Origin of the sequence: Brevibacterium sp. JSBI002, from assembly GCF_026013965.1 — a bacterium.
Lineage (GTDB): Bacteria > Actinomycetota > Actinomycetes > Actinomycetales > Brevibacteriaceae > Brevibacterium.
Window position 1 is genome coordinate 1 of sequence record NZ_CP110341.1, and the last position, 24,862, is coordinate 24,862.

The 24,862-nt window shown below is 64.8% G+C and carries 19 protein-coding genes and 2 tRNA genes; 17 read left to right on the forward strand and 4 right to left on the reverse strand.

Annotated elements, in window-relative coordinates:
• The 9 genes from dnaA (at nucleotide 1) to LJ362_RS00045 (ending at nucleotide 11,280) form a co-directional block, all read left to right on the forward strand.
• Nucleotides 1-1,686, forward strand: coding sequence for a chromosomal replication initiator protein DnaA (gene dnaA / locus LJ362_RS00005; protein ID WP_264800151.1), 1,686 nt, complete (start codon nucleotides 1-3; stop codon nucleotides 1,684-1,686).
• A 556-nt stretch (nucleotides 1,687-2,242) separates the two neighbouring features.
• Entirely contained in the window at nucleotides 2,243-3,382 is a 1,140-nt protein-coding gene (dnaN, locus tag LJ362_RS00010; protein WP_264800152.1) for a DNA polymerase III subunit beta, read from the forward strand.
• Nucleotides 3,383-4,519, forward strand: a complete 1,137-nt coding sequence (recF, locus tag LJ362_RS00015) for a DNA replication/repair protein RecF (RefSeq protein WP_264800153.1) — start codon at nucleotides 3,383-3,385, stop codon at nucleotides 4,517-4,519.
• Entirely contained in the window at nucleotides 4,516-5,028 is a 513-nt protein-coding gene (locus tag LJ362_RS00020; RefSeq protein WP_264800154.1) for a DUF721 domain-containing protein, read from the forward strand. Before recF ends, LJ362_RS00020 begins: the two co-directional genes overlap by 4 nt.
• A gap of 219 nt (nucleotides 5,029-5,247) precedes the next feature.
• Nucleotides 5,248-7,245: a DNA topoisomerase (ATP-hydrolyzing) subunit B gene (gene gyrB / locus LJ362_RS00025; protein ID WP_264800155.1), complete on the forward strand. Its 1,998-nt coding sequence runs from the start codon at nucleotides 5,248-5,250 to the stop codon at nucleotides 7,243-7,245.
• Nucleotides 7,246-7,385: 140 nt separating this feature from the next.
• On the forward strand, nucleotides 7,386-9,953 hold the full coding sequence (gyrA, locus tag LJ362_RS00030) for a DNA gyrase subunit A (protein WP_264800156.1): 2,568 nt from the start codon (nucleotides 7,386-7,388) through the stop codon (nucleotides 9,951-9,953).
• The gene (locus LJ362_RS00035; protein ID WP_264800157.1) at nucleotides 9,950-10,810 is read left to right on the forward strand and encodes a DUF3566 domain-containing protein; all 861 of its coding nucleotides are present in this window, start codon (nucleotides 9,950-9,952) and stop codon (nucleotides 10,808-10,810) included. Before gyrA ends, LJ362_RS00035 begins: the two co-directional genes overlap by 4 nt.
• 152 nt (nucleotides 10,811-10,962) lie before the next feature.
• Nucleotides 10,963-11,036 (forward strand) — tRNA-Ile (locus LJ362_RS00040).
• 171 nt (nucleotides 11,037-11,207) lie between these two features.
• Nucleotides 11,208-11,280 (forward strand) — tRNA-Ala (locus LJ362_RS00045).
• A gap of 83 nt (nucleotides 11,281-11,363) precedes the next feature.
• Here the strand turns inward: LJ362_RS00045 and LJ362_RS00050 are convergent.
• Nucleotides 11,364-11,957 (reverse strand): CHAP domain-containing protein, encoded by a 594-nt coding sequence (locus tag LJ362_RS00050; protein ID WP_264800159.1) that lies wholly within the window; start codon nucleotides 11,955-11,957, stop codon nucleotides 11,364-11,366.
• Nucleotides 11,958-12,145: 188 nt separating this feature from the next.
• Here LJ362_RS00050 and LJ362_RS00055 point away from each other — a divergent pair, with 188 nt between their 5' ends.
• From LJ362_RS00055 to LJ362_RS00065, 3 genes are all read left to right on the forward strand, one after another.
• Nucleotides 12,146-13,015 (forward strand): endo alpha-1,4 polygalactosaminidase, encoded by an 870-nt coding sequence (locus LJ362_RS00055; RefSeq protein WP_264800160.1) that lies wholly within the window; start codon nucleotides 12,146-12,148, stop codon nucleotides 13,013-13,015.
• 249 nt (nucleotides 13,016-13,264) lie between these two features.
• Nucleotides 13,265-14,713, forward strand: a complete 1,449-nt coding sequence (locus LJ362_RS00060) for an MDR family MFS transporter (protein ID WP_264801875.1) — start codon at nucleotides 13,265-13,267, stop codon at nucleotides 14,711-14,713.
• A gap of 125 nt (nucleotides 14,714-14,838) precedes the next feature.
• Nucleotides 14,839-17,430, forward strand: coding sequence for an excinuclease ABC subunit UvrA (locus tag LJ362_RS00065; RefSeq protein WP_264800161.1), 2,592 nt, complete (start codon nucleotides 14,839-14,841; stop codon nucleotides 17,428-17,430).
• 24 nt (nucleotides 17,431-17,454) lie between these two features.
• Here LJ362_RS00065 and LJ362_RS00070 read toward each other — a convergent pair whose 3' ends face one another.
• The gene (locus LJ362_RS00070) at nucleotides 17,455-17,706 is read right to left on the reverse strand and encodes a helix-turn-helix domain-containing protein (protein ID WP_320109180.1); all 252 of its coding nucleotides are present in this window, start codon (nucleotides 17,704-17,706) and stop codon (nucleotides 17,455-17,457) included.
• A gap of 505 nt (nucleotides 17,707-18,211) precedes the next feature.
• Between LJ362_RS00070 and LJ362_RS00075 the strand changes: the two genes are divergently transcribed.
• The 3 genes from LJ362_RS00075 (at nucleotide 18,212) to LJ362_RS00085 (ending at nucleotide 20,782) form a co-directional block, all read left to right on the forward strand.
• On the forward strand, nucleotides 18,212-18,622 hold the full coding sequence (locus tag LJ362_RS00075) for a DUF6157 family protein (RefSeq protein WP_264800162.1): 411 nt from the start codon (nucleotides 18,212-18,214) through the stop codon (nucleotides 18,620-18,622).
• A 167-nt stretch (nucleotides 18,623-18,789) separates the two neighbouring features.
• Entirely contained in the window at nucleotides 18,790-20,097 is a 1,308-nt protein-coding gene (locus tag LJ362_RS00080) for a sodium:proton exchanger (protein ID WP_264800163.1), read from the forward strand.
• 10 nt (nucleotides 20,098-20,107) lie between these two features.
• Entirely contained in the window at nucleotides 20,108-20,782 is a 675-nt protein-coding gene (locus LJ362_RS00085) for a metal-dependent transcriptional regulator (RefSeq protein ID WP_264800164.1), read from the forward strand.
• A gap of 133 nt (nucleotides 20,783-20,915) precedes the next feature.
• Here the strand turns inward: LJ362_RS00085 and LJ362_RS00090 are convergent, their stop codons facing one another.
• Complete coding sequence (locus LJ362_RS00090; protein ID WP_264800165.1) at nucleotides 20,916-22,289, reverse strand: aldehyde dehydrogenase family protein; 1,374 nt, start codon at nucleotides 22,287-22,289, stop codon at nucleotides 20,916-20,918.
• A gap of 101 nt (nucleotides 22,290-22,390) precedes the next feature.
• On the opposite strand from LJ362_RS00090, the gene LJ362_RS00095 reads away from it, so the two are divergent.
• Nucleotides 22,391-22,768, forward strand: coding sequence for a VOC family protein (locus tag LJ362_RS00095; RefSeq protein ID WP_264800166.1), 378 nt, complete (start codon nucleotides 22,391-22,393; stop codon nucleotides 22,766-22,768).
• A 17-nt stretch (nucleotides 22,769-22,785) separates the two neighbouring features.
• On the opposite strand, the gene LJ362_RS00100 is transcribed toward LJ362_RS00095, so the two are convergent.
• Nucleotides 22,786-24,168, reverse strand: a complete 1,383-nt coding sequence (locus tag LJ362_RS00100) for an MFS transporter (protein ID WP_264800167.1) — start codon at nucleotides 24,166-24,168, stop codon at nucleotides 22,786-22,788.
• A gap of 76 nt (nucleotides 24,169-24,244) precedes the next feature.
• Here LJ362_RS00100 and LJ362_RS00105 point away from each other — a divergent pair, with 76 nt between their 5' ends.
• Nucleotides 24,245-24,739 carry a winged helix-turn-helix transcriptional regulator gene (locus LJ362_RS00105; protein WP_181271217.1) on the forward strand — a complete coding sequence of 165 codons (495 nt, stop codon included), beginning with the start codon at nucleotides 24,245-24,247 and terminating at the stop codon, nucleotides 24,737-24,739.
• The last annotated feature ends 123 nt before the right edge of the window (nucleotides 24,740-24,862 follow it).

Sequence of the window (24,862 nt, forward strand, 5' to 3'; positions counted from 1 at the left end):
GTGTCGAATTCCAAGAATGAGCTCATCAGCCGCTGGCACACGGTGGTCTCAAACCTGGAAAAGGACCCAGACCTCACGTCGCATCAGAAGGGATTCCTCTCCCTCGCGTTGCCGAAGGCCCTCGTCGACAATGCGCTCATCCTTCTCGCCGTACGTGACGAACACACCCGCCGCACCATCGAGACCCGACTGCTCGGCCCCCTGACCAGGGAGTTCTCGAAGGTGCTCGGTTTCGAGGTGACCTTCGGCTTCGTCGTCGATCCTGAACTCGACGTGCCGATCCGCTTCGAGGATCTCATTGGAGAGTCGACCCCTGGGGCCCAGGTTCCCATCGATCCGGTCACCTCCACCTCGGCGACGGGATCCCCTGAACCCACCCCCACCGAGGCGACCGAACCGGTCCGACCGGCACCCGCCGATCATTCGACGCCCGAATTCGCCCAGCCGCACCAGGGCCAGCCGGCCGCGCAGACCTCGGATATCCGGATGCCACAGGCTCAGGCATCGGCACCTCCGGCAACGCAGACGCCCGCCTCGCAGTCGCAGGCTCCGGGCGATTCCGGAATGACGGACCGTGAAATGAAGATCGCCGAGGCGACCGCCGCCCCGATGGGACCGCCCGTCGATGCTCCCGGCGTCGCTCAGCTCAATCCGAAGTACACCTTCGACACCTTCGTCATCGGCGCTTCCAACAGGTTCGCCCATGCAGCGGCCTTCGCTGTCGCCGAGGCACCGGCCAAGGCCTACAATCCTCTGTTCATCTATGGGGACTCGGGATTGGGCAAGACCCATCTGCTCCATGCGATCGGCTACTACGCGACTCAGCTGTTCCCGGAGATCCGAGTGAAGTACGTCTCCAGCGAAGAGTTCGTCAACGACTTCATCAACACGATCGGCTCGTCGAAGACCTCGAATGCTCTGCGTCCGGCATTCCAGCGCCGCTACCGTGAGGTCGACATCCTCATGATCGACGACATCCAATTCCTGCAGGGCAAGGATGCGACCGTCGAAGAGTTCTTCCATACGTTCAACGCCCTGCACAATGAGGCCAAACAGGTCGTCATCACCTCCGATCAGCCGCCGAAGATGCTCAAGGGCTTCGAAGAGCGGCTGCGCTCCCGATTCGAATGGGGGCTGCTCACCGACGTGCAGCCACCGGACATGGAGACTCGGTTCGCGATTCTGCGCCGCAAGGCCGCAGCCGAACAGCTCGATGTTCCCGACGATGTCCTCGAATACATCGCCTCCCGTGTGTCCTCGAACATCCGCGAACTCGAAGGCGCCCTCATCCGGGTCACGGCATTCGCCAACCTCAACGATCAGCAGATCGACGTCTCCTTGGCCGAGACCGTCCTCAAGGACTTCATCACCCCCGATGACACCCCCGCGGTCACGGCCGCGGACATCATGGGCCAGACCGCTGCCTACTTCAGCCTCACCCTCGATGACCTGTGCGGAACCTCCCGGTCCAGGACTCTGACGACGGCCAGGCAGATCGCCATGTATCTGTGCCGTGAGCTCACCGACCTCTCCCTGCCGAAGATCGGACAGGCGTTCGGTGGACGCGATCACACCACCGTGATGCACGCGAACAAGAAGATTCGAACTCAGATGGCTGAACGACGGGCCGTCTACACCCAGGTCACCGAACTCACAAACCGCATTAAACAACAGCACCGCCTATAGAAGACGTCATACACATCTGTGGATAACCCTGGGGACAATTGCTCACAGCTTGGGGAAAGAGCGGTGGACAGAACTGGTCCACGGGTGGAAAGATGTGAACTACATGCTTGTGTTTACCCAAGCGCCCACCGACGTCTCCGTCACGGTACACATGGCATCCACAAGCCCATAATGGCTCGGACCCCTTGATTACTCTGGGGTAAGCGGCATTTGTCCACAGTCTCCACATGTGCTGATACTTCTACCAAGTGAATTCAACTCTTAAGAGGGCGACCGCCACCGACTGCTGAGGTGGATGAGCTTCGAGCTCACGAGCTCGAGGTCGAGAGAGTCATGGACCTAAAGGATATTCGAACACAGGATCACAGCTGATTCTCGAATGCGAGATTCACTCACTGAGCACCCTCGGCATCCCTTTTCGGCCGGCTCTCCTGAGGTGGGCACAAATCGGATAGGCTGTGTAAAGTTTTCCGAGCAGTATCGAGCCTGTGACTCGCAACCCGGAATCTCGTGCCAGATGCCCAGTGCAGGTCGGGTGGCCACCCGAAGGAGTAAAGTGAACGCGGAAGCATCCCCCTTGAAGTTCAAAGTCAATCGCGACGTTCTCGCTGACGCTGTTGCCTGGGCGACCAAGACTCTGCCCAACCGTCCTTCCGCTCCGGTCCTCACCGGTATTCTCATCACCGCCGAAGCTGGCGGCACAGTGCGTCTGGCCGTCTTCGACTACGAAGTCTCATCCCGCGTCGAGATCGTCGCCGACGTCGCCTCCGCAGGAACGGTCCTCGTCTCCGGACGGCTGCTCGCCGACATCTCGAAGGCTCTGCCGAACCAAGAGGTCACCCTCGAACAGATCGATGCGAAGGTCGACGTGACCTGCGGATCCTCGCGCTTCTCACTGATGACGATGCCCGTGGCCGAATACCCCGCGCTGCCGCAGGTCCCCGATGACTCCGGCACCGTTTCGGCCGGTGAGTTCCAGAACGCCGTCTCGCAGGTCACCATCGCGACCTCGAAGGACGACACCCTGCCGATCCTCACCAGCGTGAGAGTCGAGATCGAGGGCGAGAAGGTCACGATGCTCGCCACCGACCGCTACCGTCTGGCCGTTCGCGAGTTCACCTGGAACCCGGGACGCCCCGACGTCTCGGCCGTGGCCCTGCTGCGCGGACGCACGCTCTCCGATGTCTCGAAGTCCCTCGGCGGCGACGTCACGATCGGTCTGAGCACCGATGCCGGCAAGGACCTCATCTCCTTCACCTCGGCGGGTCGAGTCACAACCTCGCTGCTCATCGAGGGCGAGTACCCGAAGGTCCGCTCGCTGTTCCCGGATTCGGTTCCGATCCACGCCATCGTCGAGACCGCCGTGCTGCGCGAAGCCGTTCGCCGTGTCTCGCTCGTGGCAGAACGCAACACCCCGCTGCGCTTCGAGGTCACCGACGGTATGCTCACCCTCCACGCCGGCACCGGTGATGACGCTCAGGCCTCCGAAGCCGTCGAAGCCACTCTCCAGGGCGATGAGATCACCGTCGGCTTCAACCCGCACTACATCGCCGAAGGTCTCGCCGCGGTCGAGAGCCCGTACGTGAACTTCTCCTTCACGCAGCCGATGAAGCCGGTCATCATCTCCGGGCAGAAGGAACTCGACGGTCCTGCCGACGAGTCCTATCGCTATCTGCTCATGCCCACGCGCATCTGAATGTGGATATCCCGACTCTCCCTGCGTGACTATCGGTCGTATCCGGAGCTCGACCTCGAGTTCTCACCCGGAGTCACCACATTCGTGGCCGACAATGGGACCGGGAAGACCAATATCGTCGAGGCGATCGGGTATCTCGCTCACCAGCGCTCCCATCGGGTGGCCTTCGACGCACCGCTCGTCCACGAGGGGCGTCCGGCTGCGACGGTGTCCGCACTGGTCAACCGGGATCAGCGGCATGCCACCGTCGAGGTGACGATCCAGGCCAAAGGCGCCAACCGGGCTCGAGTCAACCGCAATGCGGTGAAGCTCAAGGACATCCTCGGCTTCGTCTCCTGTGTCGTCTTCGCTCCCGAGGACCTCAGTCTGGTCCGCGGTGAACCGGCCGAACGCCGGTCGTGGATCGACACGCTCGTCGTGGCGCGCAATCCGCGCTTCGCCTCGATCATCACGGACTTCGAACGGGCACTCAAACAGCGCAATGCTCTGCTCAAACGGCTCCGCGAGGACCGCGATCCCGGCCTCGAGGCGACTCTCGACATCTGGAACATGGCCTACGCGGACTCCGCTGCCGAACTCGTCTTCGGGCGCCAGCGGATCCTCGCCGATATCGTCGAACCGCTGCAGACGAACTTCGCCTATATCGCAGCCGATGCCCGGCTGGAACGGCAAGGTGCCCACATCGCCTACGATTCGCGCATCGACTACTCGCAGGCCGCATCCGCTGCCGACTGCAAGGAGCTGCTGCTGGCGGCCCTCGACCGTCGCCGGACGACTGAGATCGAGCGCGGACTGACCCTGCACGGACCCGGTCGCGATGATCTGTCGCTGATGATCGGAACCCATCCGGCGAAGGGCTATGCCTCTCACGGAGAGACCTGGTCGCTGGCGCTGGCCATGCAGCTGGCAGGGTGGGATCTGCTCTCCGCCGATGCCGGAAGCGCCGCTGAACAGCCGATCCTCGTCCTCGATGACGTCTTCGCCGAACTTGACACCGGTCGGCGTCAGCGTCTGGCTTCCAGAGTGACATCGGCCGAACAGGTCTTCATCACCGCGGCCGTCGACTCCGATCTGCCCGATGGTCTCGAAGGAATCCGGATCGACCAGTCCCGACTCCTGAGCAGCGGCGCATCATGAGCGGCATCGACCGGGACTACTCCACTCCCGTCGCCGCACTCGAAGCACTCGACCGAGTCCGCCGGATGGAGGTCACCGAAGCGAAGTTCGTCCGCAGTCGTCGCCGTTCCCGCCTGCGCGGCGAAGCCGTCTACTCGGGGTCGGGTCGAGACGGCCGTGACCCGAAGACCGTGTCATCTGTGCTCGGTTCGCTCATCACGGACCGCGGCTGGTCGTCCTCACTCGACATCGGCAAGGTGCTCGGCCGGTGGCCCGACCTCGTCGGACCTCAGGTGGCCCAGCACGCGACCCCCGTCGACTTCTCTCCTCCCCTGCTCGTCATCGCCGCAGACTCGACGACCTGGGCGACCCAGCTGCGAGTGCTCAAACCGACGATCCTGCGGAAGCTCGAGGAAGGGCTGGGCTCGGCGACGATCACCGAGATCGAGATCAAGGGGCCACAGGGACGCAGCTTCAAACGCGGTCGACGATCGGTGGCCGGCCGCGGACCTCGGGACACATTCGGGTGAAGTGGGCAGCCGCCTCGGCGAAATTCCGGGAAGAATCCCTGTATTTCTGAGAAGACCACAGAAGGCCTTAAACGGCCATAGCCGCTCCCTCACCTGTCCGGGGGTACACCTGCGGTACGAAAATTCGGGAAATACGCCTTCACAGGCCGCTTACGGGCATTTCAGCGTGTGGCGCGGTAGAATGGGGAGCTGATAGCGACCATCCGAACAAGGAGTCATATGACGACCGAGGATCAGCCTCATTATGATGCCGGCGACATCACTGTGCTCGAGGGTCTCGAGGCAGTCCGGAAACGGCCCGGCATGTACATCGGTTCGACCTCGGAACGTGGTCTCCACCACCTCGTTCAGGAGATCGTCGACAACTCGGTCGACGAGGCGATGGCCGGCTACTGCGATCATATCGAGGTCACCATCCTCGCCGACGGAGGCGTCCGTGTCGCCGATGACGGCCGTGGAATGCCGGTGGCGATGCACCCGACGGAAGGCAAGCCGACCGTCGAGGTGATCCTCACGATCCTCCACGCCGGCGGTAAGTTCGGCGGCGGCGGCTACGCCGTGGCAGGCGGTCTCCACGGTGTGGGTTCGACTGTCGTCAACGCACTGTCCGAACGACTCGAGGTCGAAGTCAGGCGTGACGGCTACGTGTGGACGATGGACTTCGACCGTGGTGTGCCCAACGGCGAACTGCAGCGCGGCGAAGCCACCGATGAGACGGGCACGACCGTGACCTTCTGGCCGGACGGCTCGATCTTCGAGACCACGGACTTCTCCTATGAGTACCTCCGTGCGCGCTTCCAGCAGATGGCCTTCCTCAACAAGGGCCTGAAGATCAGCCTCACCGATGAGCGCCACAACGAAGTCGATGACGACGATGTGCAGATCGACGAGGACGAGGCGACCGAGTGGAAGCCGCGCACCGTCACCTACGAGTACGCGAACGGTCTGCTCGACTATGTCGAGTACCTCAACTCGACGAAGAAAGCCGAACTCGTCCACCCCGATGTCATCGTCTTCGAAGCCGAAGAGGGCGAACAGACTCTCGCGCTGGAGATCGCGATGCAGTGGACGACGTCGTACAACGAGTCCGTGCACACCTACGCCAACGTCATCAACACCCATGAGGGCGGCACCCACGAAGAGGGCTTCCGCACGGCTCTGACCTCGCTGGTCAATGCGTATGCGAAGGAACAGAAGCTGCTGCGCGACAAGGACCCGAACCTCACCGGCGATGACATCCGCGAGGGTCTCACGGCCGTCATCTCCGTCAAGCTCGGCGATCCCCAGTTCGAGGGTCAGACGAAGACGAAGCTCGGAAACTCCGAGGTCAAGGGCTTCGTCCAGCGCGTGGTCCGTGACGAACTCGGACACTGGTTCGAGTCGAACCCGGCCCAGGCCAAGGACGTCGTGCGCAAGGCGCTGCAGGCCTCCCAGGCCCGTATGGCCGCTCGCAAGGCCCGTGAGGCCACTCGCCGCAAGGGACTGCTCGAGTCTTCTGGCATGCCCGGCAAGCTCAAGGACTGCCAGTCGAAGGACCCGTCGATCTCTGAAGTCTTCATCGTCGAGGGTGACTCGGCCGGCGGCTCGGCGACTCAGGGCCGCAACCCGAACACGCAGGCGATCCTGCCGCTGCGCGGAAAGATCCTCAACGTCGAAAAGGCTCGCCTCGACCGTGCGCTGGGCAACAACGAAGTCCAGGCGATGATCACGGCCTTCGGCACTGGCATCGGTGAGGAGTTCGATCTCGAGAAGCTGCGCTATCACAAGATCGTCCTCATGGCCGATGCCGATGTCGACGGTCAGCACATCACGACTCTGCTGCTGACGCTGATCTTCCGGTACATGAAGCCGCTCATCGAGCACGGCTACGTCTACCTCGCCACCCCGCCGCTCTACCGCATCAAGTGGTCGAACGCCCCGCACCAGTTCGCCTACACCGACAAGGAACGCGACGGACTGCTCGAGACCGGGCGGGCCGCCGGCAAGCGACTGCCCAAGGATCTCGCGATCCAGCGCTACAAGGGTCTGGGCGAGATGAACTACGAGGAGCTGTGGGAGACGACGATGGATCCCGACCACCGGCTGCTCAAGCAGGTGTCGCTCGACGACGCGATCGTCGCCGACGAGATCTTCACCGTCCTCATGGGCGACGACGTGGATTCGCGTCGCCGCTTCATCCAGGAGAACGCGAAGGACGTCCGCTTCCTCGATATCTGATCAACCGTCCTCACCGGGGCCCCGCCTCGGTGAGGGTGGGAGACCGGACGCACCGCACCCATTCTTTGCACGCACCAATCTCCGCCGCACACGGCTGAGATCCAGCCGGACACGGTACGAACACAAGGGAAGAGCCCACATTGGCCGACGAGAACGATATCGGAACAGAAATCAACCGGATCGAACAGGTTGATCTCAACCTCGAGATGCAGAGGTCGTACCTCGATTACGCGATGAGCGTGATCGTCGGACGTGCCCTGCCCGACGTCCGCGACGGACTCAAGCCCGTCCACCGCCGCGTGCTCTACGCGATGTTCGACGGCGGCTACCGCCCCGACCGCAACTTCTCCAAGTGCTCGCGCGTCGTCGGCGACGTGATGGGCCAGTACCACCCGCACGGTGACACGGCGATCTACGACGCCATGGTCCGCCTCGTGCAGCCGTGGACGATGCGCTACCCACTCGTGGCCGGTCAGGGCAACTTCGGTTCCCCGGGCGACGACGGAGCTGCCGCACCGCGTTATACCGAGTGCAAGATGGCGCCCCTGGCCATGGAGATGGTCCGGGACATCGAAGAAGGCACCGTCGACTTCCAGGACAACTACGACGGCCGCAACCAGGAACCCATGGTCCTGCCCTCCAGGTTCCCGAACCTGCTGGTCAACGGCTCGGCCGGCATTGCTGTGGGTATGGCCACGAACATTCCTCCGCACAACCTGCGCGAGGTTGCCCAGGGCGCACAGTGGCTGCTGTCCCACCCGGAGGCGAGCAAGGAAGAGGCTCTCGAGGCCCTCCTCGGCATCATCAAGGGACCCGACTTCCCGATGGGCGCGACGGTCCTCGGCCGCAAGGGCATCGAGGACACCTATCGCACCGGTCGCGGATCGATCACCCAGCGAGCCGTTGTCGAAGTCGAAGAGATCCAGGGCCGCACCTGCCTCGTCGTCACCCAGTTGCCGTACATGGTCAACCCGGACACCCTGGCCGCGAAGATCGCCTCCTACGTCAAGGACGGCAAGGTCGCCGGCATCGCCGATCTGCGCGACGAGTCCTCGGGCCGCACCGGTCAGCGCCTGGTCATCGTGCTCAAGCGCGATGCCGTGGCCAAGGTCGTGCTAAACAACCTGTATAAGCACACGTCGCTGCAGGAGAACTTCTCCGCGAACATGCTGGCCCTCGTCGACAGCGTGCCGCGCACACTGAGCATCGACTCGTTCCTGCGCCTGTGGGTCAAGCACCAGATCGAAGTCATCGTCCGTCGCACGCAGTTCCGTCTGCGCAAGGCCGAGGAACGCGCTCATATCCTGCGCGGCTACCTCAAGGCCCTCGACGCCCTCGACGAGGTCATCGCCCTGATCCGCCGCTCCCCGTCCTCGGACGAGGCCCGGACCGGACTGATGGAGCTGCTCGAGGTCGACGAACTTCAGGCCAATGCGATCCTCGACCTGCAGCTGCGCCGACTGGCCGCGCTGGAGCGTCTGAAGATCCAGGAAGAGGCCGAGAAGATCGAGCAGCAGATCGCCGAGTACAACCACATCCTGGCAACCCCGGCTCGCCAGCGTGAGATCGTGTCCGAGGAACTCGACGAGATCGTCGAGCGCTACGGTGATGATCGCCGGACGAAGATCCTCGCCGGATTCGACGGTGATGTGTCCATGGAGGACCTCATCCCCGAGGAAGAGGTCGTCGTCACCATCACCCGCGGCGGCTATGCGAAGCGGACCCAGACGCACCTCTACCGGGCCCAGCACCGCGGCGGCAAGGGCATCAAGGGCGCGGCACTGCGCGGCGACGACGTCGTCGAACAGTTCTTCGTCACCTCCACCCACAACTGGCTGCTGTTCTTCACGAACACCGGTCGCGTGTACCGGGCGAAGGCCTATGAGCTGCCCGAGGGCTCACGGGACGCCAAGGGCCAGCACGTGGCGAACCTGCTCGCCCTCCAGCCGGGTGAGACGATCGCCCAGGTGCTGTCGATCCGGGACTACGAGGTGGCCGACTTCCTCATCCTCGCCACCCGTTCCGGTGTGGTGAAGAAGACCCGCCTGAGTGAGTACGACTCGAACCGCACCGGCGGTGTCATCGCCATCAACCTGCGCGAATACAAGGGTCAGCCCGATGAACTGGTCTCGGCCCGCATCGTCGGAGCCGAGGATCACCTGCTGCTGATCTCGCGCAAGGGCATGTCGATCCGCTTCGCCGCCGATGACGAGTCGATCCGTCCCCTGGGCCGAGTCACCGGTGGCGTCACGGGTATGAAGTTCAAGGACGACGACGAGCTGCTCACGATGGATGTCGTTCGGCCGGACACCTACGTCTTCGTCGTCACGGAAGCCGGGTTCGCCAAGCGCACGCCGGTCGACGAGTACCGTCTGCAGGGGCGTGGCGGTCTGGGAATCCGGGTTGCGAAGATCACCGAACAGCGCGGAGACTTGGTAGGCGGACTCATCGTCGAAGACGGTGAGGAGGTCCTCGTGGTCATGGAGCGCGGTAAGATCGTTCGGTCGAGCATCGATGAAGTTCCGGCGAAGGGACGCAACACCATGGGTGTGGTGTTCGCGAAACCGGACAAGAAAGACCGTATTATCGCAGTGACCCGTGGGCCCGAAGCCGAGGTCGAAGACGAGATCGAAAGCGAAGACGATGCCGAAGTCCCGGAAGGTGAGGTCGCAGAGCCTCAGACCGGCAACGAGGATGTGGAAGAGTGAGCGATAGCAAACAGCCAGGCTCAGGTAAGATCATACGCACGTCGAGCGGCTCGACCCGTCTGACGGCCGGAGCGTCGAAGTCCGATGACAAGTCGGCTGCAGCAAGCGGTTCAGGTTCGAACTCCGGGTCGGGAACCGGCGCGAAACAGGGATCCGGCTCCGGTCGCGGCTCTTCGGGCCCGAACAGCCAGAACGCCACCGTCGTCGCACCTCCCGCTCCGAAGGCCTCGCCGAAGCCCAACCGGGCGCCCTCGGCCGGCTCGACGCCATCGGCGCACACCGGGTCCCAGGGCTCGGGTGCTCAGACCGGTTCGCAGGGATCCGGCGCACCGACTTCCGGTTCACAGGGTTCGGGCTCCCAGGGATCGGGCGGCGGCAACCGCGGCGCCACCTCGGTGATGGGAAATGCCGCGAACACCGTCCGCGCGAGCTCCGGCAGCGTGAAGATGGGCGTGAAGAACATGGTCGACAGCGGGAAGGGCAAGAAGAAAAAGGGCCCCCGCACCGTCCGTCTCACCGTCTCCGCGGTCGACCCGTGGTCGGTTATGAAGATGTCGTTCCTCATGTCCGTGGCGATCGGCATCGCCACGATCGTCGCCTTCATCGTGCTGTGGGTCGTGCTGCAGGCGACCGGTGTGATGAGCGGCCTCGAATCGACGATGAGCGAGCTCGCCGGCGCAGAGTCGGCCGAGCGGATCGTCGGCATCTTCGGCTTCGGTCGTGTCGTCGCGGCCGGCTTCATCATCGCGGTCATCAACATCGTGCTGATGACGGCGCTGTCGACGTTGGCGGCTTTCATCTACAACATCGGCTCCCTCATCGCCGGCGGATTCAGCCTCACCCTCACCGACGACTAATAATTGCTACCTGACGGCGGCCCAGCAACCTCGCGCGAGGTTGCTGGGCCGCCGTCAGGTAGTTCTGGGAGAGTGTGAGAGGGGTCACTGGGCGTCGATTTGTGTTTAGCTGCGGTCGATGGGTATTGTTTTACTTCGGGTTCACCCGATGAGGGCCTATAGCTCAGGCGGTTAGAGCGCTTCGCTGATAACGAAGAGGTCCCTGGTTCAAGTCCAGGTAGGCCCACGTCCTGTCACAACAGGATTTCCTTTCGAGGAGGATCATGAGAAGATGGATTCTCAGCGGTCTCACGTTAGTGGGACTGGGAGTGTTCTTCGGGTGGCGGCACCAGAACCAGAGTGCCCAAGCCGAATGGTCCGAACACACCGACTCGGTGTGAGGGTGTGAACCCGTTTCGGGGGTATGGCGCAATTGGTAGCGCATCTGCTTTGCAAGCAGAGGGTTAGGGGTTCGAGTCCCCTTACCTCCACTCGAGTAGTTTTGAGACAGCACTCGTAGAACGAAGGCTCCGAACCGATTACGGTTCGGAGCCTTCGTCGTTTCCTTGGACGCTCAGGCTCGCCAGTACCCGAGGTAGCCGTCGATGAGCCCGTCATAGGTGTGCAGGCTGCGGTCGCCGTTGAAGTTCTGGTGCCACACCTGGCCCTCGTAGTAGATGCCGATGTGACCGTAGGCGGTGGTGTTGTCACCATCGCCCCAGACGAGGATGTCGCCGTTCTCGAACTTCTGATCGGTGTGCCAGGTGAAGCCGTTCGCCTTCATCTTGTCCCCGCCGGATCCGCCCTCCTGATAGTCGACGGCATTGCCCCACGCTCCGTGGTCGACGCCGTGGACCTCCTCGAGGGCCCGGGAGATCAGGCTGACGCATTCTCCCTGATAGCCGCCCTGTGAGTTCGCCAGCGACTTTCCTTCGTAGTGCTTGAGGAAGTCCCCGATGTTCGAGAACTTCTTCTCCGCCTCCGGGTTCGCCGAGGCGGTGTCGGATTCCGCAGCCGAGTTCTCGGCCGCCGCGTTCGCGGCTCCCGCAGAGGCGGCGGCCGGTGCCGCCGGCTGGGAGGCGGAGGCGATCGAACTGGAGCCGAGCACGGCGGCTCCGGCGATCATCGCAGCTGTCATGGTCGTCGTGGTGACGTTCTTCAGAGTCATTCTCATCCGTTCGTTCCGCTTGACTGTGTGACTGGCACTGACTTGCCAGGAGACGATCCGCCTCGGTGACGGGTCGGCTCCTCTGCCGACGCTAACAGCGCCGCGGTGAACATCCGATACGTCGAATCGAAGAGAGAATGAACTCCGCTGCGACATCGACGCCGGCCACCTCCGTCTACAGTGAGTCCATGAGACCTCCGCCGAGCCCGATCCCACCGCGATGGATGGCAGCCGCGGTCTCCCTCGGCTTCGCCGTAGCGATCGGCGGCTGCTCAGCGAGCGCTTCGCCGCCGCCGACACAGGCATCGACAGCACCGTCGCCGCCGACGTCAGGAACTTTCGACTACCAGCTCGGCGGAACCTATGACTCGCTGCCGGATCAGGAGGGCCGTATCGATATCGTGGTCCGAGATGCCGGTGCTGCACCCCTGACTGGGGCGTACTCTATCTGCTACGTCAACGGCTTCCAGACCCAACCCGACGAGGCGGCGGACTGGCGTGACCACACGGATCTGCTGCTCCACGATGCCGCCGGTGACCTGGTCGTCGACCCCGATTGGCCCGACGAACACATCCTCGACCCCTCGACCGCAGACCGACGCTCCCAGATCCTCGACATCATCGGCCCCGTCATCGACGGCTGCGCCGAATCTGGATTCGACGCCGTGGAGATCGACAATCTCGATACGGCCGACCGATTCCCCGATATCGACCGAGGCGGTGCCCTGGAACTCGCGGCCGCGTACGTCGACCGTGCCCACGCCAAGGGCCTGTCGATCGCGCAGAAGAACGCGGCCGAACTCGCCGACTCCGCTCATTCTCAGCTCGGCTTCGACTTCGCCGTGACCGAGGAGTGCGCCGCCTACGACGAATGCGACCATTTCACCTCCGTCTACGGCGACCGTGTCCTCGCCATCGAATACCCCCACGCCCTCGCCGAGGCGGGGCTGGACTTCGCGGACGCCTGCGCCGTCCCGGAACGCCCGCGCCTGATGATCCTGCGCGACCGCGATCTCGTCGCAGCCGGCGATCGTGGCTACCGATACGACACCTGCTGAGGAGACCGAGCGAGCAGTGACGAAGATCGCCGCAGTTTCGGGTTCTCCCCACTGCCGGAGGTATTCGGGAATACGTTAGTCTGAGATGCTGTTGAAACTTTCGTCTGCGCGTCGATTCGGCATCTGCGTGCGACCTCCGCCCACATCCCGGGCCCCTCAGACACATCCGAACGGAGCACCGTCTTGTCCAGCGACAGCTCACCCGCACACGCGCAGACACAGCACAATGACACCATCGATCCCGCCGGTATGAAGGTCATCTGGCTGCTGCTGGTGGCTGCCTTCGTGGCCATTCTCAATGAGACGACGATGGCCATCGCCATCCCCGAACTCAACAAGGCCCTCGGTATCCCTCCGGAGCTCGGCCAGTGGCTGACCAGTGCTTTCATGCTCACCATGGCCGTCGTCATACCGACGACCGGTTTCCTCCTGCAGCGTTTCACCACCCGCCAGATCTTCCTGGCCGCGATGATCCTGTTCTCAGCGGGCACATTGATCTGCCTCGTCTCGCAGGGCTTCATCCTGCTTCTCATCGGACGGATCGTGCAAGCAGCCGGCACCGGCATCATGATGCCTCTGCTGATGACCACGATGATGAACGTGGTCCCGGCACACTCGCGCGGCCGGATGATGGGTCGAGTCGGCCTCGTCATCTCGCTGGCCCCGGCCATCGGACCGACGATGTCGGGCATCGTCCTCGATTCGCTGGGCTGGCGCTGGCTCTTCGGCATCATCCTGCCCATCGCGCTGATCGCTCTGGCACTCGGTGCGAAGTGGATGACCAACCTCGGCGAGTCGACTTACGCCCCGATCGACGTCATCTCCATCATCCTGTCCGTGTTCGCCTTCGGCGGCATCGTCTACGGCCTCAGCCAGTTCGGCGGCGGCCACGGCGGTGAGGCAGGCGGCGGATCGACGAGCAGCCTGGCCTGGGCGACGATCGGCGGCGGAGTCGTCTTCCTCGCGCTCTTCGTGTGGCGTCAGCTCGTGCTGCAGAAGGGCGATCGCGCCCTGCTCGACCTGCGTGTGTTCAATTCGCGGAACTACGTCTTCTCGGTCATCATCATGGCCGTCGTCGCCCTGTCCATGTTCGGCACGTTCTCCCTGCTGCCGCTGTACCTGCAGAGCGTCGTCGGACTCGGCGCCACCCAGTCCGGTCTCGTGCTTCTGCCCGGTTCGGTGATCATGGGTCTGCTCGGACCGGTGATGGGACGGATCTACGACGCCCGCGGACCGAAGACGCTGCTGGTGCCCGGCACGATCATGATCGCGTCCTCGATGTTCGCGTATTCGACGGCCGGCGTGGGAACGCCGATCTGGCTGCTCATCATCGTCCAGATCGTCATGTCATTGGGCCTGGCCGCATCGTTCACCCCGCTGTTCTCCGCCTCGCTGGGATCGCTGGAGCGCCACCTGTACTCCCATGGTTCGGCAGCGCTCAACACCCTGCAGCAGGTCGCGGGAGCAGCCGGCACCGCGCTGCTCATCTCGATCTACTCCGCGGCCCTGCACTCGGGTCAGGCGGAGGGCAAGTCCGTCCCCGAGGCGGGCGCCCCCGGCGGCCACGCCGCGTTCCTGTTGGCGACGGTCATCGCGATCGTCCCCATCGTCCTCGCGTTCTTCATCCGCAAGCCAGAGGACCAGGATGAGTATCCCGCCGAGGTGGTCGAACCGACCGAGGCCAGCCCCGCCGAATGATGGCCGGCCCATGACAGCGTCCGACTGAGGCACATCGAACCCCTCGTTCCGAGATTCCCGGAACGAGGGGTTCTGTCGTCGGGCGCCTAGGTGATCGGAGGTCCCGACCTTGGTACGGTGGCCTCATGACCTCCTCCGTGCCCTCAGATCCGACATCCTCGACCGAGATCCAGTCGGACGTGAGGGTCCGCGGTGCCAGGGAACACAATCTGCGCAATGTCGATCTCACTGTGCCTCGGGATGCGCTCGTCGTCTTCACCGGAGTGTCCGGATCGGGCAAGTCCTCCCTGGCCTTCGGCACCCTCTTTGCCGAGTCCCAACGCCGCTATCTCGAATCCGTGGCACCGTATGCCCGCAGGCTCATCGACCAGGCAGGTGTCCCCGACGTTGATTCGATCACCGGAATGCCGCCGGCCGTGGCCCTGCAGCAGCAGCGCGGCGGGCGCAGCGCACGTTCGAGCGTCGGCAGCGTCACCACGGTGTCCAGCCTCGTGCGCATGCTCTACTCACGGGCGGGACAGTACCCGGAGGGGCAGTCGATGCTGCTGGCCGAGGACTTCTCGACGAACACCGTCGAAGGGGCCTGCCCGGAATGCCACGGAATCGGGCGGGTCTACGAAGTGCCCGAGGACAAGATGGTCCCCGATCCGACACTGACGATAAGGGAACGCGCCATCGCCTCCTGGCCGAAAGCCTGGCACGGCCACCAGCTGCGCGATACCGCCGTGGCTCTCGGCTTCGACGTCGACGTCCCGTGGCAGGACCTGCCGAAGGCCGACCGCGACTGGCTCCTCTACACCGAGGAGACCCCGCACCTTCCCGTCCATTCCCGGCTGACGCTGGCCGAAGCGCGCGAAGCGATCGCAGCAGGCGCCGAACCGACCTATTCGGGAACCTTCGTCGGTGCCCGGAAGTATGTGCTCGACACGTTCGCGAACACGAAGAGTGCTGGGATGAAGCGTCGCGTCGCCGAGTTCCTCACCGCCGCCCCCTGCCCGGTCTGCCACGGCAAGAAGCTCAAACCCGAGGCCCTGTCCGTGACCATCGCCGGTCTCGACATCGCCGAGTTCTCCGCCCTGCCCCTGCACGAGCTGATGACCCTGCTCGAGGAGACCGTCGCCTCGGCTGAGAAGTCCGGCGAGTCGGACGGCACACCCGCTGCCCCCGACGGGGCGCCCGGCGAGGAGATCTCTGCGGAGAAGCTGGCCACGACGGTCCGCCTCGGCGGGGGTCTCATCGATCGTCTCCGACCCATCGTCGATCTGGGTCTCGGCTACCTCTCCCTCGACCGCAGCACCCCGACCCTGTCGGGCGGGGAGCTGCAGCGGCTGCGGCTGGCCACCCAGCTGACCTCGGAGCTCTTCGGCGTCGTCTACGTCCTCGATGAACCCTCCGCGGGTCTGCACCCGCAGGACGTCACTGCGCTGATGGAGATCCTCGACGGGCTGAAGGATCGTGGCAACAGCCTCTTCGTCGTCGAACACTCCGTCGACCTCATGCGCCACGCCGACTGGCTCGTCGACATCGGCCCCGGCGCCGGCGAACGCGGCGGGCAGGTTCTCTACAGCGGCCCCACCGACGGTCTCGCCGAGGTCGAGGAGTCGATCACTCGCGGCTACGTCTTCGGCGGTCGCGGCCTCGAACTCCACGAACCGCGGCAGGCGCGCGAATGGATGCGGGTGGAGGGCATCCGCCGCAACAACCTGCGCGATGCCAGTGTCGAGCTGCCCCTGGGTGCCCTGACCGCGGTCACCGGAGTGTCCGGGTCCGGCAAGTCCAGCCTCGTCAGCCAGGTGCTGCCGGCGCTCGTCGGCGACCGCCTCGGGCGACCGGCTCAGGAGGACGAACCCGCACCCGAGGGCGATGAGCTGCTCCTCACCGACGAACCCGAGGAGCTCGACGGCTCGGTGTCGGGCGACCTCACCGGCATCCGCCGTGTCGTGAGCATCGACCAGCGACCCATCGGTCGCACACCGCGGTCGAACGTCGCGACCTACACGGGACTGTTCGATCATGTGCGCCGCCGCTTCGCCGAGACCCCGGAGGCGCGTGAGCGCGGCTACAAGCCCGGCCGGTTCTCCTTCAACGTCGCCGGCGGTCGCTGTCCGACCTGTGAGGGCGAAGGCTCCGTCATGGTCGAGCTGCTCTTCCTGCCCTCGGTCTATACAGAATGCCCGGACTGCCACGGCACCCGGTACCAGTCGAGCACGCTCGAGATCCTCTGGCGCGGACGCACCATCGCCGAGGTGCTGGCCATGAGTGTGGAGGAAGCCCACGACTTCTTCACCGAGGAGTTCGACATCATGCGCTCGCTCACCGCGCTCATCGACGTCGGTCTCGGTTATCTGCGCCTCGGCCAGCCGGCGACCGAGCTCTCCGGCGGTGAGGCGCAGCGGGTCAAACTCGCCAGCGAACTGCAGCGGTCCCAGCGCGGGGACACCCTCTACGTGCTCGACGAACCCACCTCCGGGCTGCACTGCGCGGATTCCGACAGGCTCATCACTCATCTGCAGACCCTCGTCGACGCGGGCAACACCGTCGTCATGGTCGAACTCGACATGCGGATCATCACCGCCGCGGACCACGTCATCGAGCTCGGTCCCGGCGCCGGCGACGACGGCGGACAGGTCATCGCCGTGGGCACCCCGGAGCAGATCGCCTCGGCCGGGAACACCCCGTCGGCGCCCTACTTGGCCGCAGCGCTCGAGGCTGAGTAGTCCGGTCCGGGACCTGGACCCGGATCAGGCGGTCAGACTGCTGATGGTGCGGCGGTAGGCGTCGGGGGTGATGCCGGTGGCTGTGCGGAAGTCGCGGGTGAGGTGGGATTGGTCGGTGTAGCCGAGGTCGGCAGCGATCACGGCCAGTTCCTCGGTCGGTCGCGTCGCGAGGCCGAGGGCGACTTCTTGGAGGCGGATGCGACGGCTGAGCCATTTCGGTCCGTGACCGAGCGTGTCGAGGCAGGCTCGCTGAATCGTCCGCTCGCGCGGGCGAATCGCTCCGTAAGCGTCGTTCCGGTTCGGTGGTGGATGCGCTCGCGCAGCTCGTCCAGCACATCGTTCGCCAGGTGGCCCGCTGAAGTCGGGGCACGCTCTGTGACAGCCTGTCGGACTGCCTCGTCAGCCGCCTGCGCCCGCTCGGCGGGGTCGGTGCAGTCGGCGATGCGCTGCATGAGGCCATGCAGACGGGGGTCGAGGTCTGCGGTGAGGGGCACCGCGGTGTCGGCGACCTGAGCGGGGGTGAGGTCGCTGAGGACAGCCAGCGCCCACGCGACATGCCAGTATTGATCGACCACTGCCGAGGAGGCGGGTTCCGGGTCGATCCAGCCCGCCTGGTAGCGAACCAGCCGCTCGGGGTAGAGCACGCCGGATCGCTCATCGGCGGCGATCGGGCGCTCCCGCGCGTCACTGGTTCGGGTCATTCCTCCATTCTCGCAGGCTGCCTTCGCGGGCTGACGATTTTCTGCTATCGGACTCCCGGCGGAACGGTGAGACTGGAAATATGGGAAGCACAAACTACACCGGAACGTTCATCCAGGTCGCAGGCGACTGCTCGACCACTGCCGCCGAGCAGCCACCGGTCGGCGATCAGGCACCGACAGTTGGCGCGCTCCAGTACGCACTCATCGCCGAGCACCCGTACCAGTTCACCAGCGATGACGTGCAGTTCGAGGTGTATGCCACCCGCCGGGGAATCCCCGCCGAGGAACGAGCCGCAGCACGTCAGGCGTTCTTCTCCAAGGGTCAGCCGTGCCTGCGAGCCTCTCCACTGAGCAAACATTACGGGTGGGGCATTCACCACGAGGACGATTGCCGTATCGCACTCGTGCCGCTCGGCTCCGACGAGTACCAGACGCTCGCCGCCGACCCCACGGTGAAGCAGCTCAAAGCCATGCGCTCCAAACGCGCCTGAGCCGAGGCTCCGCACCTTCACCCGGTGATATCCGGCACATACACCTGAGACTCACGCCGCCGGAACCCCGGAATTCCGCGGCCACAGAGCCCTGCCGAAATTGTTGGAGGCGTCTAAGTCTCAGTTGTGCGTAGACACACCCGATTCGCGGGCGGAAGTCTGGAGTCATGCCCGCCGCAATCCTTGGCCGTTTCGCGATCTGCCTGCTCATCGCCTCACCCGCGGTGGTGCTGCGCATCACCAGCATCGAACTCGCACCGGTTCTCGAACTCCTCGCCTTCGGTGCCGCCATCGTCGCGGCCGCATTCCTCCTCGCCTGGGCCGCCGAGGCGGCGCAGAAGGACATCTCGGGTGCCCTGGCGATCGCCCTGCTAGCCCTCATCGCGGTCCTCCCCGAATACGCCGTGGACCTCTACTACGCGTTCCGGTCCGGCTCGGATCCGGACTATCTGCACTTCGCGGCGGCGAATATGACCGGATCGAACCGACTGCTGCTCGGCTTCGGCTGGCCGCTCGTCGTCATCATCGCCCTCCTCGTCGCCCGCCGCCTCGCGAAGCGCACGAAATCACCCGTCCAGACCTCCCTGCGCCTGGATTCGGGCAGCCGGATGGACATCGGATTCCTCGTCATCCTCGGTGTCATCGCCTTCGCCATCCCCCTGCTCGGCAGCATCCCCATCTGGTTCGGCGTCGCACTCGTCCTCATCTTCGTCGCCTACCTGTGGCGTGCCGGCCAGGCCACCGGCGATGACGAGGAGGAGTTCGTCGGCGCCGCCGCCCTCATCGTCGCCATGCCCAAGAAGGCCCGCCGGATCACGGTGGTCACGATGTTCGTCGTCTCCGCCGCGATTATCCTGGCCTCGGCCGAACCCTTCGCCGAGGCGCTAGCGGATTCGGGTTCGGCCCTGGGCATCGACAGCTACTTCCTCGTCCAGTGGCTGGCGCCGTTGGCCTCGGAGGCTCCGGAGTTCATCATCGCCGCGATGTTCGCTCTGCGCGGCATGGGCGGGGCCGCCATCGGCACGCTCATCGCTTCGAAGGTCAACCAGTGGAGCCTGCTCGTCGGATCCCTGCCGATCGCCCACCTCGCCGGTGGGGGCGGCCTCGGGCTGCCCCTGGACGGCCGGCAGGTCGAGGAGTTCACGCTCACGGCCACGCAGACCATCCTCGGCGTCGCGATCATCCTTGCCCTGCGCTTCCACTGGGCACCCGCGCTGGGACTGGCCGCGCTCTTCGGGCTGCAGTTCTTCGTCACGGACACGTCCGGTCGCTACATCCTCTCCGCGGTCCAGGCGATCCTGGCGATCGTCTTCCTCATCCTTCATCGCAAGGGCATCCTGCCGACGCTCGCCGCCCCGTTCCGTCGGCCGCAGGCCGATCCCGATGAGGTGGAACCCGCCGAGGCGGCCGAACCGCAGCGCGAATCGATCGTCGGCATTGCGGATGAGACGGACCCGGCTAAGGCCCGCGCGTAGAATGAGCATCATGCCGCGCCCCGCTGTCACTCGCATGGTCGAGGACTACGTCACCCTCATCTGGAAGGCCTACGAATGGCCTGGCGGTCGCCCCGCCACCACCGAGATGGCCGAACAGCTGGGAGTGACCGCTTCGACGGTGTCGGCGAACCTGAAGAAGCTCGCCCGCGACGGCTACATCGACTACGAACCCTACGGGCAGATCGTGCTCACCGACGCCGGCTGGCAGATCGCTGTCGAGATCGTCAGGCGCCACCGGATCGTCGAGTCCTACCTCGTCGAGGCCCTAGGTCTGACGTGGGATCAGGTTCACGACGAGGCGGACCGGCTCGAACATTCGGTCTCCGATCTCGTGCTCGAGCGGATGAACGCAGCGCTGGGCAATCCCCAGCGGGACCCGCACGGGGATCCGATCCCCGATGCCGACGGTCACACCGCCGACTTCCCGAGTCGGCGTCTGCGGGAGACCGCACCGGGCATCGAGGTCGAGGTCGTCCGCGTCTCCGACCGGTCGCCTGAACTGCTGCGCTACCTCACCGAGCGCGGGATCGTCATCGGTACGAAGCTGCAGGTGAGATCGATCAGTTCGGCCGCCTCGGCGATCGCGGTGAGCCTCGGCGATGAGAGCATCGAACTCGCGCTCGACGCCGCCGACGCGATCCGCGTCGAACCCGGCCTCGGCTGAGGCAGACAGAAGGCCCGATCGACAGCGGCAATTCGCTGTCGATCGGGCCTTTTCGGTCGCCTCGGCGATGGTGATCCTGGGCTAGGGCACAGGACTCAGCCGATCAGATCAACCTGAGACCAGGTGCGACTGATCAGGCGTGGACGCGGATGAGGTGTTCGTTGGTGAACGCCTGGAACGCCCACTGAGCGTTCTCGCGGCCATAGCCGGAGCGGTTGATGCCGCCGAACGGGTATTCGGGGCCCGACTCCATGTGGGCGTTGATCAATGTCATCCCGGCGTTGATCTTCTTGCCGAACTCCTGACCCTTCTCGAGGTCATCGGTCCACACCGAGGACATAAGGCCGTATTCGGTGTCATTTGCCAGGCGCAGAGCATCCTCTTCGTCCTTGGCGCGATAGATCATCACGGCTGGTCCGAAGAGCTCGTTGCAGCCCAGGTCCGACTTCGGGTCGATGTCGGTGAGCACCGCCGGGGACATGAACCAGCCGGGACGGTCGAGCTTCTTGCCCCCGGTGTGCAGGGTCGCACCCGCGGCCACGCCCTTCTCGATCGCCTCGAGGATCTCTTCGAGGGCGCCTTCGGAGGACACGGGTCCCATGCCGGCCTCGGGGTCGTCGAAGTCCGAAACCTTGGTAGCCTCGGCGGCCTTGACGGCCTCCGCCACGAACTCGTCGTAGAGGTCATCGACGACGATCATGCGCTTCGGCGAGGTGCAGACCTGGCCGGCGTTCGTCAGACGAATCCCGACGAGCTTCTGCGCCACCGAGGCGACGTCCTTCGAATCGAGGACGACGGCGGGGTCGTTGCCGCCGAGCTCGAGGACCGCGCGCTTGTAGTACTTCGCGGCGATCGCGGCCACCGACGCACCGGCACCCTCGGAGCCGGTGAGGGAGAATCCCTTGACGCGGAAGTCCTTGAGGACCTCCTCGGCGTGGGAGGAGTCGAGGTAGATGTTCTGGTACACGCCCTTGGGCAGTCCCGCCTCAGTGAGGAGGTCCTCGAAGTACTGTGAGGACTTCGGGCAGATCGACGCCTGCTTCATGATGATCGTGTTTCCGACCATGAGGTTGGGCAGCACGAAGCGCGCGATCTGGTTGTACGGGAAGTTCCACGGCATGATGCCCAGCAGCACGCCCAGCGGCTGGTGCTCGACATAGCTGCTGGCCGCACCGGCGGCGGCCAGGTGAGTCGTGGACAGGTGGGTGGCGGCATTGTCGGCCATCCAGCGGGCGGTGCGGGCGACCTTGTCGACCTCGCCGAGGCCCTGCTTCTTGATCTTGCCCATCTCATGCCCGATGATGTCGGCCATCTCATCGGCATTCTCATCGACGAGATCGGCGAACTTGTGCAGGATCGCCCCGCGCTCATGCAGTGGCGTCTCCTTCCACGCCAGATGTGCCTCGTGGGCACGATCGATGTAGGCGGGAATCTCCTCTTTGGGAACCGAGGCGAACTCTTCCTCGACCTCGCCGGTGTTGGCATTGGTGACAGCGAACTTGCTCATGGAACGTCCTTTCACGGATTGACGATCTGTGCCCTGTAACAAACTACAGTCTCCCGACATTCCGCGACACTTGAGTCCATCCCTGGGACTACCATTCATCCATGGAGAGAGTGAATGGAATCGGCGGATACTTCCTGCGGACGGCCGATCCCGTGGCGATGACGGCCTGGTACCGCGACGTCCTCGGCGTCGACTTCGGTGATCACGGGCTGTGGCAGCAGCCGGCCGGACCGACCGTGATGGCGATGTTCGGAGCCGACACCGACTACTTCGGGACACGACCGGAGAACCAGGACCGGCAGCAGACGATGCTGAATTTCCGTGTCGGCGACCTCGACGCGATGATCGCGCAGCTGCAGGGCGCCGGCGCCGAGGTGGCTCCAGAGACCGAGGATATGGACGGAATCGGTCGCTTCGGTTGGGTCACCGATCCCGAGGGGAATCGGATCGAGCTGTGGGAACCGGTGGAACAGGGCTGAACCTCGGTTGAGCTGGGCTACGCGGCCGCCTCGGCGATGGTGGGTTCCTTTCGATCATCGATCAGACGGCGTCTGACCGCGAACGACAGGACCGCGGCGATGACGCACATGGCGGCCCCGCCCCACCAGGCATAGGTGTACTCACCGAAGGCGTCACGAACGGCGCCGGCAGCGAAGGCAGCGGCGGCGGCGCCGATCTGATGGGCGGCGAAGACCCAGCCGAAGACGATGGTGCCGTTGTCGCCGAAGATCTCCCGGCACAGCGCGGCCGTCGGCGGGACCGTCGCGACCCAGTCGAGGCCGTATACGACGATGAAGAGGATCATGCTCGGATGCACCGTGTCCGAGAGCAGCCAGGGCAGGAGCAGCAGGCCGACCCCGCGGAACGTGTAGTACGCGACGAGGAGGATCCGGGGATCGAATCTGTCGGTCAGCCAGCCGGAGAACACGGTGCCCACGATGTCGAAGATCCCGACGACCGCGAGCAGGCCGGCCGCCGTCGAGGCGGGCATCCCATGGTCGTGGGCCGAGGGGATGAAGTGGATGCCGATGAGGCCGTTCGTCGTTGCGCCGCAGATGGCGAAGGCGATGGCCAGAGCCCAGAACGAGCGATGACGAGCGGCGAAGAAGAGCCCTGTGAAGGCGCGTTGGGTGGCGCCGGTGCCGCGGCGTTCGGCGGGCGTGGTCGGGGCGGACTCTGCCGTGGTCGGGGTGTCGACCTCAGGTTCGGTCGCGTCGTCGGGGTCGGTCGGGCGATCCGTGCTCGCATCAGGCGCACCGTAGGGCAGGACGCCCAGGTCCGAGGGATGATCACGGAGGACGAACCAGACCAGCGGCACGGCGGCCATCGCCGCGATGCCGATGAGCAGGGATGCCGGCTTCCATCCGGTGGATTCGGCGATCGTGGCGACCGGCGGCAGGAAGATCAGCTGACCGGTGGCCGATCCGGCAGTGAGGATACCCATGACCAGCCCGCGACGGGCGAGGAACCAGCGGTCGGCGATGGTGGCGGCGAAGACGAGGGCCATCGAACCGGTGCCCAGCCCGATGAGCACTCCCCAGAAGAGGAGCAGCTGCCAGGAGGCGGTCATGAGCACGCTGCCTCCGGCACCGAGGGCGACGAGAGCCAGAGCCGCGGCGACAACCTGGCGGATGCCGAAGCGATCCATGAGTGCCGCTGCGAAGGGGGCCGTGAGCCCGTAGAGCAGCAGATTCACGCTCACGGCCAGGGACATGCTGCTCATCGACCACCCGAAGTCCGCATGGAGCGGAACCATGAGCGCTGCGGGAGCAGCCCGGAATCCGGCGGCGGCGAGCAGGGCGATGAAGGCGACGGCAGCGACCCACCAGGCGGTGTGGATGCGGCGATGCTTCCGCTGCGCGGGTGGAGTGGTCGACATCGAGCCCTCGGGCTTTCTTCAAAGAAGTTATACTGGAGGAAGTATAAGCAGACTTCGTCGAAGAAAGGTAGTCGAGATGGCTTTGCGTTCGGATTGGTCGCAGGAGTTCTGTCCGGTGAAGCGGTCGCTCGATGTGCTCGGCGATCCGTGGGTGCTGCTCATCGTCCGCGACGTCCTCCACGGTCGGGGGCGTTTCGACCAGCTGCGTGAGAATCTCGGAATCTCCGAAGCCGTGCTCAGCCGGCGGTTGTCCGGAATGCTTGGGGCCGGGCTGCTGACGAAGGTCGACTACGCCGATGGGGCGCGGATCCGGCAGGGCTATGCGGCTACGGAGGCCGCCGCCGATCTGCTGCCGATCCTGCAGCAGCTGTCGCTGTGGGCAGAGAAGCACACCGAACTGCCTGCCGGCGGAGGCCATATGGGACTCATCCACGAAGCCTGCGGCGCCGAGACTACCCAGGGCGAGGTGTGCAGCGCCTGCGGTCAAGTGCTGCTGCCGGAGGACATGTCCTGGGACAAGCCGTGGAAGGACGTGCGCGAACGGCTGCAGCCGGCCGGGACTCTGAGCTGAGTCCCGCTGGGACTAGCAGGCCGCTGGCGGCCATGGTCGGCGTTTGAGTCGCGATCTGGAAGACCCGGGCATTGGGCGCCCCGGCGATGGAGAAGCCGCTGGCGCCGACGGTGAAGCCGCATT

Bases quoted from the DNA above. Each gene is read 5' to 3' on its own strand.
- recF (WP_264800153.1), top strand. From the start codon at position 3,383: ATGTGGATATCCCGACTCTCCCTGCGTGACTATCGGTCGTATCCGGAG.
- LJ362_RS00020 (WP_264800154.1), top strand. From the start codon at position 4,516: ATGAGCGGCATCGACCGGGACTACTCCACTCCCGTCGCCGCACTCGAA.
- gyrB (WP_264800155.1), top strand. From the start codon at position 5,248: ATGACGACCGAGGATCAGCCTCATTATGATGCCGGCGACATCACTGTG.
- LJ362_RS00050 (WP_264800159.1), bottom strand. From the start codon at position 11,957: ATGACTCTGAAGAACGTCACCACGACGACCATGACAGCTGCGATGATC.
- LJ362_RS00055 (WP_264800160.1), top strand. From the start codon at position 12,146: ATGAGACCTCCGCCGAGCCCGATCCCACCGCGATGGATGGCAGCCGCG.
- LJ362_RS00060 (WP_264801875.1), top strand. From the start codon at position 13,265: ATGAAGGTCATCTGGCTGCTGCTGGTGGCTGCCTTCGTGGCCATTCTC.
- LJ362_RS00065 (WP_264800161.1), top strand. From the start codon at position 14,839: ATGACCTCCTCCGTGCCCTCAGATCCGACATCCTCGACCGAGATCCAG.
- LJ362_RS00075 (WP_264800162.1), top strand. From the start codon at position 18,212: ATGGGAAGCACAAACTACACCGGAACGTTCATCCAGGTCGCAGGCGAC.
- LJ362_RS00080 (WP_264800163.1), top strand. From the start codon at position 18,790: ATGCCCGCCGCAATCCTTGGCCGTTTCGCGATCTGCCTGCTCATCGCC.
- LJ362_RS00085 (WP_264800164.1), top strand. From the start codon at position 20,108: ATGCCGCGCCCCGCTGTCACTCGCATGGTCGAGGACTACGTCACCCTC.
- LJ362_RS00090 (WP_264800165.1), bottom strand. From the start codon at position 22,289: ATGAGCAAGTTCGCTGTCACCAATGCCAACACCGGCGAGGTCGAGGAA.
- LJ362_RS00095 (WP_264800166.1), top strand. From the start codon at position 22,391: ATGGAGAGAGTGAATGGAATCGGCGGATACTTCCTGCGGACGGCCGAT.
- LJ362_RS00100 (WP_264800167.1), bottom strand. From the start codon at position 24,168: ATGTCGACCACTCCACCCGCGCAGCGGAAGCATCGCCGCATCCACACC.
- LJ362_RS00105 (WP_181271217.1), top strand. From the start codon at position 24,245: ATGGCTTTGCGTTCGGATTGGTCGCAGGAGTTCTGTCCGGTGAAGCGG.